Source organism: Gottfriedia sp. S16(2024) (assembly GCF_050473765.1).
Taxonomy (GTDB): Bacteria; Bacillota; Bacilli; order Bacillales; family Bacillaceae_G; genus Gottfriedia.
This window is the reverse complement of the sequence record NZ_JBFLUO010000001.1, coordinates 4658194-4671550: the sequence shown is the minus strand read 5'-3', so window position 1 is coordinate 4671550 and position 13357 is coordinate 4658194. Positions and strand designations below refer to the sequence as shown.

13 protein-coding genes are annotated in these 13357 nt (G+C 33.3%); all 13 read left to right on the top strand.

Annotation, left to right across the window (positions count from 1 at the left end):
• The first annotated feature begins 494 nt into the window (after window positions 1-494).
• The 13 genes from accB to recN all read left to right on the top strand — a co-directional run bounded on the left by accB (window position 495) and on the right by recN (window position 13226).
• Entirely contained in the window at window positions 495-980 is a 486-nt protein-coding gene (accB, locus tag AB1282_RS22500) for an acetyl-CoA carboxylase biotin carboxyl carrier protein (protein ID WP_056475158.1), read from the top strand.
• A gap of 43 nt (window positions 981-1023) precedes the next feature.
• Window positions 1024-2373 (top strand): acetyl-CoA carboxylase biotin carboxylase subunit, encoded by a 1350-nt coding sequence (accC, locus tag AB1282_RS22495; protein ID WP_056475159.1) that lies wholly within the window; start codon window positions 1024-1026, stop codon window positions 2371-2373.
• 15 nt (window positions 2374-2388) lie between these two features.
• Window positions 2389-2787: an Asp23/Gls24 family envelope stress response protein gene (locus tag AB1282_RS22490; RefSeq protein ID WP_056475162.1), complete on the top strand. Its 399-nt coding sequence runs from the start codon at window positions 2389-2391 to the stop codon at window positions 2785-2787.
• Window positions 2788-2969: 182 nt separating this feature from the next.
• Window positions 2970-3536, top strand: coding sequence for a GNAT family N-acetyltransferase (locus tag AB1282_RS22485; RefSeq protein WP_056475163.1), 567 nt, complete (start codon window positions 2970-2972; stop codon window positions 3534-3536).
• Between the two features lie 383 nt (window positions 3537-3919).
• Window positions 3920-4300, top strand: a complete 381-nt coding sequence (gene nusB, locus AB1282_RS22480; RefSeq protein WP_056475651.1) for a transcription antitermination factor NusB — start codon at window positions 3920-3922, stop codon at window positions 4298-4300.
• A 37-nt stretch (window positions 4301-4337) separates the two neighbouring features.
• Window positions 4338-5213 (top strand): bifunctional methylenetetrahydrofolate dehydrogenase/methenyltetrahydrofolate cyclohydrolase FolD, encoded by an 876-nt coding sequence (gene folD / locus AB1282_RS22475; RefSeq protein WP_056475166.1) that lies wholly within the window; start codon window positions 4338-4340, stop codon window positions 5211-5213.
• Window positions 5214-5249: 36 nt separating this feature from the next.
• Window positions 5250-6596 carry an exodeoxyribonuclease VII large subunit gene (gene xseA / locus AB1282_RS22470; RefSeq protein ID WP_429900482.1) on the top strand — a complete coding sequence of 449 codons (1347 nt, stop codon included), beginning with the start codon at window positions 5250-5252 and terminating at the stop codon, window positions 6594-6596.
• Between the two features lie 5 nt (window positions 6597-6601).
• The gene (locus tag AB1282_RS22465) at window positions 6602-6829 is read left to right on the top strand and encodes an exodeoxyribonuclease VII small subunit (RefSeq protein WP_082459601.1); all 228 of its coding nucleotides are present in this window, start codon (window positions 6602-6604) and stop codon (window positions 6827-6829) included.
• A gap of 1 nt (window position 6830) precedes the next feature.
• Window positions 6831-7718 (top strand): polyprenyl synthetase family protein, encoded by an 888-nt coding sequence (locus AB1282_RS22460; RefSeq protein ID WP_056475177.1) that lies wholly within the window; start codon window positions 6831-6833, stop codon window positions 7716-7718.
• A gap of 366 nt (window positions 7719-8084) precedes the next feature.
• Window positions 8085-9965: a 1-deoxy-D-xylulose-5-phosphate synthase gene (dxs, locus tag AB1282_RS22455; RefSeq protein WP_056475180.1), complete on the top strand. Its 1881-nt coding sequence runs from the start codon at window positions 8085-8087 to the stop codon at window positions 9963-9965.
• Between the two features lie 15 nt (window positions 9966-9980).
• A complete protein-coding gene (locus AB1282_RS22450) occupies window positions 9981-10808 on the top strand; it encodes a TlyA family RNA methyltransferase (RefSeq protein WP_056475182.1) in 828 nt (275 codons plus the stop codon).
• A 202-nt stretch (window positions 10809-11010) separates the two neighbouring features.
• Complete coding sequence (gene ahrC, locus AB1282_RS22445) at window positions 11011-11463, top strand: transcriptional regulator AhrC/ArgR (RefSeq protein WP_056475186.1); 453 nt, start codon at window positions 11011-11013, stop codon at window positions 11461-11463.
• A gap of 32 nt (window positions 11464-11495) precedes the next feature.
• Window positions 11496-13226: a DNA repair protein RecN gene (gene recN / locus AB1282_RS22440; RefSeq protein WP_056475189.1), complete on the top strand. Its 1731-nt coding sequence runs from the start codon at window positions 11496-11498 to the stop codon at window positions 13224-13226.
• Window positions 13227-13357: the final 131 nt, after the last annotated feature.

Here is a 13357-nt window from a genome sequence, read left to right as displayed (position 1 = left end):
TTTTCGTTTTAAAGTATTTATATATAGTACAATTTTTAGGCATAATACCCTAGCTAGTGTAGGTAATTATAATTTTTATTTGCGATTCTCTTGGATTTAATTGCAGTTTTGCTAACTTTATTTGCGATTTTCAGATTTTAATTGCATTTTTCATCTCTTCAATATAGTTGGACTTCTTATTTGCCTTTTGCAGGGCTATTTGAACGAGGTTCCCATCTACTTTGACTTTTGAGAGGTCCCATTTCATTTTTTTTAATATGCTTATTAATAATTAATGTGAATTTTAGGATTATTCCTAATTCCTACGCACTTTCTGTCTTTGGTTTTCCCTGTTATAATAGTTTATATTGAATTATTTTTGGTAAGGAATAATATATAAATATTCCTTGTAAAATAGCTAAAAATAATTAGGAAATACTTTGGTTAAAATAATTTGTTGAAAAGTTTAGTATTAGGTTATAAGATTAGACTATATGTCTTAAGGGGTGAACAGAATGAAAATTCATGAAATTAGAGAGTTAATTAAGTTAATCGATCAATCAACAATAAATGAATTCGAATTTGAGGATAATGGTGCTATCGTTAAAATTAAAAAAGGTGGACAAACAACTGTAGTTACATCTACACCAGTTGTACACCAAGAGCTAGCTCCAGTTGTTACATCTGCTCCAGTTGCAACTTTAGAAAGACCAGTTGCTGCAGAAGTTGCTGCACCTGTAGTAGAAAAAGAAGATACAAGTAACTTACATAAGATTACATCACCGATGGTAGGTACATTCTACGCATCTCCATCTCCTGATGCTAAAGAATACGTATCAATCGGCGATCGTATTAAAAATGATTCAATCGTTTGTATCGTTGAAGCAATGAAGCTATTTAATGAAATTGAAGCTGAAATTGAAGGCGAAATCGTTGAAGTACTTGCTAAAAATGGTCAATTAGTAGAATACGGTCAACCATTATTCTTGGTAAAGGCCTAAGTAGCTACAAAATTAACAGTACTTTACTAGAGAAGGTGAAGAAATGAAAAAGGTTTTAATAGCGAATCGAGGAGAAATCGCCATTCGTATTATTCGAGCATGTAAAGAATTAAATATTGAAACAGTTGCTATTTACTCTGAAGGAGATAAAGAAGCATTACATGTTCAAATGGCTGATGAAGCTTATTGTGTCGGTCCTAAATTATCAAAAGATAGTTATTTAAATATGACTAATATCATTAGTATTGCAAAATTAACTGGTTGTGATGGAATCCATCCTGGTTATGGTTTCCTATCAGAAAATGCTAGTTTTGCAGAATTATGTACAGAGTGCAATGTGAAATTCATTGGACCAACGGCTGATTCTATTTCTAAAATGGGTACAAAAGACGTTGCTCGTGAAACAATGAAAGAAGCAGGTGTACCTGTTGTACCTGGTTCACAAGGTATTATTCAAAGTATAGAAGATGGTAAAAAGATTGCTGCAGAAATCGGCTATCCAGTTATTATCAAAGCTACAGCTGGTGGCGGTGGTAAAGGAATCCGTGTAGCAAAAGATGAAAACGAACTTGAAAAAGGTATTCAAATTACTCAACAAGAAGCTCAAACAGCTTTCGGTAATCCAGGTGTGTATCTTGAAAGATATATAACAGATTTTAGACATGTTGAAATTCAGGTTTTAGCAGATGAACATGGAAATACGATTCATCTTGGAGAACGTGATTGTACAATTCAACGTCGTCTTCAAAAATTAGTAGAAGAAGCTCCATCTCCAGTATTAGACGAAGAAACTCGTGAAAAAATGGGTCAAGCAGCTGTTCGTGCAGCTGAAGCAGTAAATTATTGGGGAGCAGGTACTGTTGAGTTCATTTATGAGCCACATACTAAAAACTTCTTCTTTATGGAGATGAACACACGTATTCAAGTTGAGCATCCAGTAACTGAATATATTTCTGGAATTGATCTTATTAAGCAACAATTATTAATTGCTAAAGGTCATCCATTAAAAATGACTCAAGCAGACGTTTCTTTAAAAGGATGGTCTATTGAGTGTCGTATTAATGCAGAAAATCCAGATAAGAACTTTATGCCGTCTCCTGGTAAAATCATTACGTATTTACCACCAGGTGGTCCGAATGTTCGTGTTGATTCTGCTGTATATAGCGGGTACACAATTCCGCCATATTATGATTCAATGATTGCGAAAGTTATCGTGCATGGCAAGACAAGAGAAGAAGCAATTGCTATAATGATAAGAGCACTTGAAGAATTTGTGGTAGAAGGAATTTACACAACAATTCCATTCCATTTAAATTTATTGCAAAATGAAATCTTCGTAAAAGGGAAGTATAATACTAAATTCCTTGAGGAGCATGCGCTTGTTAAAGGATAAAGTGGAGGGATCTGTATGAACGAAAATCAAATTTTAGAAATGGGTACTGCGACATTAGGTCGAGTAGAAATCGCACCTGAAGTAATCGAAGTAATTGCTGGTATTGCAGCTGCTGAAGTTGAAGGTGTTTCAAGCATGCGTGGAAACTTAGCATCTGGTATTTCTGAAATTATCGGTAAGAAATATCATGGTAAGGGTGTCCGAGTTGATTTATCAGAAGATCGAATTACAATCGATGTATACATTCTAGTTAAATTTGGTAAGTCAATCCCAACTGTAGCAGGTAATGTACAAGACAATATTCGTCAAGCATTATTAACGATGACAGGTCTTGAATTATCTGAAGTAAATGTTCACGTAGTAGGAGTTCAATTCGATACGAAACCTGAGCAAGAAGCTCCAATTGAACTTTAATATTATAAAAAGAGTCTCTATCTAATAGAGGCTCTTTTTTTGTTTTGCTAGAAAAGAAGTTTGTTTTATGCAGTTCTTTCATTTTAGTTTATCCTTCGCCCAGTTCTTATGTAATTGATTTTATGAAATATTTTGAAATATGTTAAAATTTATTTGTAAATAAAATAGAAATAGGTGACAATATGAATTTAAATTTGAGCACAAATAGAACAATCTTACGTGAATTTGTTGAAAGTGATTGGCAGGAAGTACATAAATATGCATCACAATTAGTTGTATGTCAATTTCAGCCGTGGGGACCGAATACTGAAAGTGAGACGAAGGAATTCGTTCAAACTATACTAGGAGATATGAAACAAATAAATAGGACTCGATTTGCATTTGCAATAATAGAAAAGGAATCTGGTGAATTAATCGGATCGATTGAGTTTAATATTAGGGATGAAATCAATCAAATAGGTGAAATAGGGTATATAATTCATCCGAACTATTGGGGCATGGGATTTGCTAGTGAAGCTACTAAAGAAGTAATATCATTTGGATTTAAAAATTTTAAGCTCCATCGAATTTTTGCTACATGTGATGTTAGAAATATTGCATCAGCAAAAGTACTTGAAAAATGTGGCTTAAATTTAGAAGGTAAAATGCGTGAAGATTTATTATTAAGAGACGGCTGGAGAGACACTTTTTTATTCAGCATACTGGAACATGAATGGCTTAGGAGACAGGAAGGACAGGAAAGACAATAAAAACTGGTAATAGTTAGAAAGTTTTTTTATGTTCTTAAAATCTTTTACAATCCCATTAATCCCGTATTTTCTTAAACTTTCTTTTTGAATGTTCGTGTTTTGGTGTATAAATATTATTTTAAAGTAAGAAAAAGGAAAAATATTTAAAAAAACACAAACATTGTTCTGTTATTTTATTGGATTTTAAGTTAAAATGTAGAAAACAGTTTAAAGTATTGAGTTTGCTTAGAAACGTTAATAATAATAAAAATTAGAGTTAATACAGACAGTCGTTGGAACTTATTAAAAAAAATGGTAAAATAACGTGTTACTATACAAAATTAGAATTCGTTATTACCTATGCAACGAATGATGAATTTAGCTTAAAGGAGTTTATTATTTTGATGAAACGTAGAAAAGCAAGGGAACTTGCATTACAAACATTATTCCAAATGGATTTAAGTGAAGCAAATGCTTCAAATGCATTAGAGCATGTATTAGAAGAAGCTGAGGAAAAACAAGATGCATTTTTAGATGCAATTGTAACAAATTTTGTTAGTCATAAAGAAGTGATTGACGAACAATTAGCTTCAAATATCGAAAGCTGGACGATTGATCGTTTAGGTAACGTTGATCGCAATATCCTTAGAATCGCTCTAGTAGAAATTAATTACTTAGAGGATGTTCCAAAAAGTGTAGCAATCAACGAAGCGATTGAAATTGCTAAAGTTTACGGTGATGATGATTCTAGTAAATTTATCAATGCGGTATTATCAAAATTCTAAATAGATAGATTGTTTATATGCATAGGGGGAAACTAAAATGGTAGCAACATTAATTAATGGTAAAGAAATTTCAGTATCAATTCGTGAGGAATTAAAGAATGGTGTTTCAGAATTAAAAAATCAAGGTGTTACACCAGGTTTAGCAGTTGTTTTAGTTGGAAATAATTCTGCTTCAAGAACATATGTGAATTCGAAGCATAAAGCATGTAATGAATTAGGAATGTATTCTGAAGTAATTGAATTACCTGAAACAGTTACTGAAGATGAGTTATTATCCGTTGTAAACAAATTAAACGATGATCAGTCAATTCATGGTATTTTAGTTCAGTTGCCATTACCTGCTCATATCTCAGAAAAGAAAGTAATTGAAACAATTTCTCCATTAAAAGATGTTGATGGATTTCATCCAATTAATATTGGAAGAATGATGACGAATCAAGATTCATTACTACCTTGTACTCCTTTTGGTATATTAAAATTAATAGAAAATACAAATATTACGATTAGTGGTAAACATGTCGTTGTTATTGGACGTAGTAATATTGTAGGGAAACCAGTTGGACAACTATTCTTAAATGAAAATGCAACGGTTACTTATACACATTCACGTACAACTAATCTAAAAAATATTACAAAGCAAGCTGATATTTTAATTGTTGCTATTGGTGTAGCAAAATTAATTACAGCTGATTATGTTAAAGAGGGAGCAATTGTAATTGACGTCGGCATGAATAGAGACGAAAATGGCAAATTATGTGGAGACGTAAATTTTGAAGATGTTAAAAATATTGCTGGTTATATTACTCCGGTACCAGGTGGAGTAGGACCAATGACAATAACAATGCTACTTCATAATACGTTAAAAGCAGCTTCTCAAATTGATCATAAATTAAATTTGAGTACTAACCTTTAATCATATTGCTTTGTAAGAATGAAAGAAGGGCTATGCATGACGGAAAAGCTACCAGTTACTGTTACCGCATTAACTAAATATTTAAAAGCAAAATTTCAAGCGGATGGTAATTTGCAAAATATACTTCTCCGTGGAGAAATCTCAAATTTTAAACGTCATTCATCTAGCGGTCATTATTACTTTACGTTAAAAGATGATGGTGCTAGAATTGCAGCGGTCATGTTTCAATCCTATAATGCAAATATCGCATTTCAACCAACCGATGGTATGCAGGTTATCGTACAAGGTGAAATAAATGTATACCCAGGATCTGGTAGCTATCAAATCTACATAAGAGACATGCAACCTGATGGTGTTGGCGGTCTCTTTGTAGCTTATGAACAATTGAAGAAAAAACTATTAGAAGAAGGACTCTTTGATCAGAAATTTAAGAAAAAGATTCCTTCTTTTCCTAGTGTAATCGGGGTTGTTACTTCACCAACCGGTGCGGCAGTTCGAGATATTATTACAACGATTCAACGAAGATACCCGATTGGGAAAATTGTTGTCATTCCAACTCTTGTACAAGGTGAAGGGGCGAAAGCGTCGATTGTGAAGTCAATTGAAACTGCTAATAGAATGAAAGAAATAGATGTGTTAATAGTCGGACGAGGCGGAGGATCAATAGAGGAACTGTGGGCCTTTAACGAAGAGATAGTAGCGAGAGCAATCTTTGAATCAAGAATTCCAATCATTTCCGCAGTGGGTCACGAGACGGATACGACAATTGCGGATTATGTTGCTGATCTCCGAGCACCTACGCCAACGGCTGCAGCAGAATTAGTTTCGTTAAGCCAAAGAGAAATACTTGAGCAATTCACTGTTCGAAAATCAAGACTTAATAAAGCGATGGATACGATTATTGAACGAAAACAAGCGCAACTAAAGGCAGTTCAAGATGCTTATGTTTTTAGATATCCTAATTCACTATTCCATCCAAAACAAGAGCAATTTGACCGGATTAACGAGCGTTTACATACATCAATAAATGAAATTGTTAAGTCTAAAATAAACAAGCAAAAAGAACTAAATTCGTCACTACTAATACATCACCCAAGTAATAGAGTTCAGCTTGAAAAGCAAAAGCACCAGCAATTACATATGGCTTTGCAAAAAGAATTTAATCGGCTAGTTACCCAGAAGAAATTTGAAATGGAAAGAATACTTCATACACTTGATGCACTTAGTCCGTTAAAAGTTATGGCTAGAGGTTATTCATTAGCATATAAAAATGATAACGAATTGATGAAATCGGTTAAACAGGCAAAAAGCGGAGACCGATTCCAATTACAAATGACCGATGGGAAATTAAATTGTGAAGTACTTGAAGTAAAAGGAGAGTGAATCAATTGTCACAAAATGAGCGTTCTTTTGAAGAAGCAATAAAAGAAATTGAAGTGATCGTACAAAAATTAGAGCAAGGTGACGTACCACTTGAAAAAGCGATCGAATACTTTCAAGAAGGTATAAAGCTATCTCAAATTTGTCAAGAGAAGCTTACAAAAGTTGAAAAACAAATGACTTCTATATTAAATGAACAGGGTGAACAAACTCCTTTTACTGTTGAGGAGGAATAATATGAACACTTTCAAAGATTTTATGGAGTATTCCAGTAGAATAGTAAATGATGAAATGATTAAATCGGTTGAAAGATTAAAAGCACCAGAAAAATTAAAAGAATCTATGTCCTATTCATTGCAAGGTGGAGGGAAAAGAATTAGACCTCTTTTACTTTTCGCAACTCTAGATGCATTTGGTAATGACCCATTAATAGGGATAAAACCTGCATGTGCTTTAGAAATGATTCATACTTATTCATTAATTCATGATGATTTACCATGTATGGATGATGATGATTTTCGAAGAGGAAAACCGACAAATCACAAAGTATTTGGCGAAGATCTTGCGGTATTAGCAGGGGATGGCTTATTGACATACGCCTTTAAATTAATTACGGAAATGAATGATTTTCATGTGTCTGATCAAGTGAAAATACAATTAATTAGTGAGTTAGCGATTGCTGCAGGTCCTGAAGGTATGGTTGCCGGTCAGGTAGCAGATATGGAAGGTGAAAGTAAAGAGCTTAGTGGAGAAGAGTTGCAATATATCCATGAAAGAAAAACGGGTAAGATGCTAATGTATCCAGTAATTGCAGGTGCAATTATATCAAAAGCAACAGCAGAACAATTATCTCACCTAACGCAATTTGCCTATAAACTCGGTATCGCATTTCAAATACAAGATGATATTTTAGACGTAATAGGTGATGAAGAAGTACTCGGTAAGCCAGTGGGTAGTGATATAGAAAATGATAAAACTACCTATGTAAAGTTATATTCAGTCGAGGGTGCTAAAGAAAGGCTTCATACTTTTATTACTGAAGCTAAACAACATGTTCGAGCATGTGGGATTAAAGATGATTACTTAATCTCAATTTGTGATTTTGTTGAAAATCGCAGTTTTTGATTATCTTTGATTATGTAATTAATTCCATGTCCATTGAATAGATTTATTCATTTATGTATAATGTAACTACTTTATAAACGTGTTAATGTTGTTAATAAAATATACAGAAATGTAGGCCGTTAACACATCTGTGCTAGCGGCTTTCTTTTCATTTTGCTTAAAAAATATCGATAATTTTATTCTATAAAAATAAAAAACATTAAACAGATTTTAATAAAAATGGTATTATGATACATGGTGTTAAGAGTTAGTCATTTAAGAAACTAGCGTTTAACTACAAGTATGGTAAAATCATTTTATAGATAAAATTACATAATAATGAATTATTTATATAGATTTAACATCTAGGAAGGTGAGTGATCCAAGATGGATCTTACGACAATTGAAAATCCGTGCTTTTTAAAAAATAAAACGAACGGTGAATTAGAAGTATTAAGTGAAGAAATTCGTAAATTTCTTATTCAACAGCTTTCTGAGACTGGGGGTCATATTGCGCCAAATTTAGGAGTTGTTGAATTAACGATTGCATTACATAAAGTCTTTGATTCGCCTAAAGACAAATTTTTATGGGATGTAGGACATCAATCATATGTTCATAAAATATTAACTGGTCGAGCGAAAGAATTTACAACACTAAGACAATTTAAAGGATTATGTGGCTTTCCTAAACGAAATGAAAGTGAGCATGATGTATGGGAAACTGGACACAGCTCGACTTCACTATCTGCGGCAATGGGGATGGCTATTGCTAGAGATATAAAAAAAACTGGTGAATACATTATTCCGATTATCGGAGATGGTGCATTAACTGGTGGGATGGCACTTGAAGCAATGAACCATATTGGTCATGAGCAAAAAGATGTCATCGTTATTTTAAATGATAATGAAATGTCTATAGCTCCGAACGTAGGTGCTTTACATAGCATTTTAGGAAGACTGAGAACAACTGGGAAATACCGTTGGGCTAAAGGTGAACTTGAAGGTGTGATCAAAAAAATTCCTGGAATCGGAGACAAACTATCAAGTACATCAAAAAAATTAAAAGATAGCCTTAAATACTTAGTTACACAAGGGATGTTTTTTGAGGAAATGGGATTCACTTATTTTGGACCAGTTGATGGTCATAATTTTGAAGACTTATTTGAGTCCCTTGAATATGCTAAGAAAACTAAAGGCCCGGTAATAGTACATGTTCTAACGAAAAAAGGAAAAGGATACAAGCCAGCAGAAAGTGATGATATTGGAACTTGGCATGGCACAGGTCCTTATAAAGTAGAGTCTGGTAAGTTAATTAAGCCGGATAAAGCACCACCAGCATGGAGTAAACTTGTTAGTGATACTGTATTAAAATTAGCTTTAAAAGATGAGCGAATCGTAGCGATTACTCCAGCGATGCCTGTAGGTTCAAAATTGGAAAACTTCCAAGCTCAATTACCTGACCGAATTTTTGATGTCGGTATTGCAGAGCAGCATGCGGCAACAGTAGCAGCTGGATTAGCAACGCAAGGAATGAAGCCGTTTTTAGCAATTTATTCAACATTCCTTCAAAGAGCATACGATCAAGTATTACATGATATTTGTAGACAAAATTTAAATGTATTCATTGGAATCGATCGTGCAGGATTAGTAGGTGCGGATGGTGAAACTCATCAAGGTGTGTTTGATATTGCCTTCCTACGTCATATACCAAACTTAGTTTTAATGATGCCTAAAGATGAGAATGAGGGCCAACATATGGTAAACACTGCAATTCAATACGACGATGGCCCAATTGCGCTGCGTTTCCCTAGGGGGAATGGTATAGGCGTACCAATGGATGAGCAATTAAAAGAAATTCCGATTGGATCATGGGAAGTATTAAAAGAAGGTTCTGATGCAGTTATCTTAACTTTTGGTACAACAATAAAAATGGCACTAGATGCAGCGGATGAGTTAGAGAAGGAAAATATTTCTGTTAAAGTAGTAAACGCAAGATTTATTAAACCGATGGATACTGCAATGTTAAATGATATCTTTAAGGACGGAAAACCGATTTTAACAATCGAAGAAGCAGTATTACAAGGCGGTTTTGGAAGTGCTGTTTTAGAATTTGCAAGTTCAAATAATTTTCAAAACGTCCGCGTAGAACGTATTGGTATACCGGATTTATTTGTTGAACATGGTGATGTTGATAAATTACTTGATGAAATTCATTTAACAAAAGATGAATCGGTTAAGAAAATCCGTGAAATGGTTTGTAATAAATAAGAGGATGACATATAAATGGCAAAAAAGGAACGAGTAGACGTACTTTTAGTAGATCGTGGTTTAATCGAAACACGTGAAAAAGCTAAACGAGCAATTATGGCAGGACTTGTCTATACAAACGAGCAAAGATTAGATAAGCCTGGAGAAAAAATAGATATGGAACTCCCTTTACAAATTAAAGGTGAAGTTATGCCTTATGTGAGCCGTGGAGGGTACAAATTAGAAAAAGCAATCAACACGTTCGATCTATCAGTTAAAGATAAAATTATGATTGATATTGGATCTTCAACAGGTGGATTTACAGATTGTGCCCTTCAAAATGGGGCAAAAAAATCATATGCACTTGATGTTGGATACAATCAACTTGCTTGGAAATTAAGGCAGGATGAACGTGTTATTGTAATGGAACGAACAAATTTTCGTTATGTTAAACCAGAAGATTTAATTGAAGGGTTACCTCAATTTGCTTCAATTGACGTATCATTTATTTCGTTACGTTTGATTTTACCAGTCCTAAAAACATTATTAGTACCTTCAAGTGATGTTGTCGCGTTAATTAAACCCCAATTTGAAGCTGGTAGAGAGCAAGTTGGTAAAAAGGGTATTGTACGCGATCCAAAAGTGCATGAACAAGTTATTGAAATGATGACCGATTTTGCGCTTCGCCAAGGATATGATATAAAAGCTTTAACTTTTTCTCCTATAACTGGTGGAGACGGTAACATTGAATTTTTAATTCACCTTCATTGGGAAGGTTCAAAGGAAATTGGAAATAGCGAGTTAAATCGATTACCAATGGAAATTGTAAATGAAGCACATAGTGAATTAAAGAAGGTAAAATAATAAAAAGGAAACCAAATAGGTTTCCTTTTCTCCTTTTTCAAATTAAGAAATTAGGATTCGAACATAATAAAAAAGAAAAGAAAAAATATGCTCAAAAAATGCATTTTATGAAAACGTTTAAAAAAATATATACAATAACCAGTAGATTAGTTAAGATAAACTTTAAGTAAGATATTTGTCGGAATTTGCAAAGAGGTGTATTATGAATAAAGGTCAGCGTCACATAAAAATACGAGAAATTATCGCAAAAAATGAAGTCGAAACACAAGATGAATTAGTACAATCACTAAGAGACTTAGGGTTTAAAGTAACCCAAGCAACGATTTCACGTGATATAAAAGAACTACATCTAGTAAAAGTACCGTTATCTGATGGTCGATATAAATATAGCCTACCTGCAGATCAACGATTTAATCCATTACAAAAATTAAAAAGACTTTTAATTGATTCATTTATTAAAATTGACAGTTCAAGCCATTTAATTGTAATGAAAACTTTGCCAGGTAATGCAAATGCAGTTGGTGCATTAATAGATCATTTAGATTGGTCAGAAATTATGGGTACTATCTGTGGTGATGATACGATCTTAATCATTTGTCGTACACCTGTAGATGCTGATGATTTAAAAGAAAAATTTATTGACATGCTTCAATAGGAGAATGGTTTTAAAAAGAGGAGAGAAACTCATTGTTATCTGAAATTATCATTAAAAATTTTGCAATCATTGAGGAAGTTTCCATTTCATTTGAAAAGGGTTTAACTGTACTAAGTGGTGAAACAGGAGCGGGGAAGTCGATCATTATTGACGCCATCGGTCTGTTACTTGGTGGTCGTGGATCTGCAGAATTCGTAAGATATGATACTGAAAAAGCAGAAATTGAAGGCTTATTTCATATCGAAAATGAGAATCATCTAATTTATTCTAGATGCAGAGAATTAGGCTTTGACATTGAAGATGAAATGATCATCTTAAAAAGAGATATTACTTCATCTGGTAAAAGTGTATGCCGTATCAATGGGAAATTAGTGACAACTTCTATACTTAAGGAAATTGGTGGCTTACTTGTTGATATTCATGGGCAACATGAGAGCCAAGATTTAATGGACCAAGAGCATCATTTACCGATGTTACAACAATATGATGAGAAAGCAATTGCTCCTTTGAATACTGAATATCAAAATATATTTAATAACTATACAGACTTAAAAAAACAGTTAAAGCAATTAACTGAAAACGAACAACAAATGGCTCATCGGTTAGATCTAATTCAATTTCAGCTAACAGAAATACAAAGTGCGAATTTGCAAGAAAATGAAGACGATCAATTGATGGAAGAAAGACTCAAAATTTCAAATTTTGAACGCATATATAAATCTTTAGTTGAAGCATATCAAGGTTTATCACAGGATGGATCAGGGTTAGATTCGGTCAGGTCGAGTATGTATTCTTTAGAGTCAGTAGCGAATATTGATAATGACATTAAAGAAATGCATGAAGGAATCAGTAGTAGCTATTACCTATTAGAGGATATATCGTATCGATTACGTGATTCCATTGAACAAATGGAATATGATCCAAATCGATTAAACGAAATTGAAACTCGTTTAAGTGAGATTTCTATGTTAAAAAAGAAGTATGGCCATAGTGTTGCTGATATCTTAAAATACGCAGAAAATATCGAACAAGAGTTGGATACTATTCAACATAAAGATATGCATATAGAGAAGTTACAAAAAGACTTAGATAATGTAACAATCAAGCTAATTAATGCGGCTTCGGCTCTTTCAAATAAAAGAAAAGAATTAGCAATCAACTTGACTGCTGATATACATAAAGAATTAAAAGAGCTTTATATGGATAAAACAACCTTTGAAATTATGTTTGATGTTGAAGAAGGACAAGAATCAGATCCGATTGTAGATGAAAAACATATTAGATTTAAAAAAGATGGATTTGATTTTGTTGAGTTTTATATTTCAACAAACCCAGGTGAGCCTTTAAAGCCATTAGCAAAGGTTGCTTCTGGTGGAGAACTTTCAAGGATGTTCTTAGCATTAAAGAGCATTTTCACGAAGCATCAAGGGATTACGTCAATTATATTTGATGAAGTTGATACAGGGGTTAGTGGAAGGGTAGCACAAGCAATAGCGGAAAAAATACACAAAGTATCGATAGATTCTCAAGTGCTTTGTATAACTCACTTACCACAAGTTGCTTCTATGGCAGATACGCATTTATTTATCGCCAAATTAATTGATGGGAATCGAACGAAAACTTCTGTTACACCATTACGGAATGATCAAAAAATTAATGAAATTGCACGAATGATCGCTGGAGTTGAAATTACAGATGTAACGATTCAACACGCTAAAGAATTGATCGATCAGGCAGCTTCTGCAAAATACCAATCTCAATGAACGTAAAAGAGAATGTTTGATGATAGAAATTTTTTTCTATACATTAAATATTCTCTTTTTTTTATGGGAATTATTGATAAATTAGTAATTGGAAAATGCTAAATGAAACATACTAATACAACATTATACGT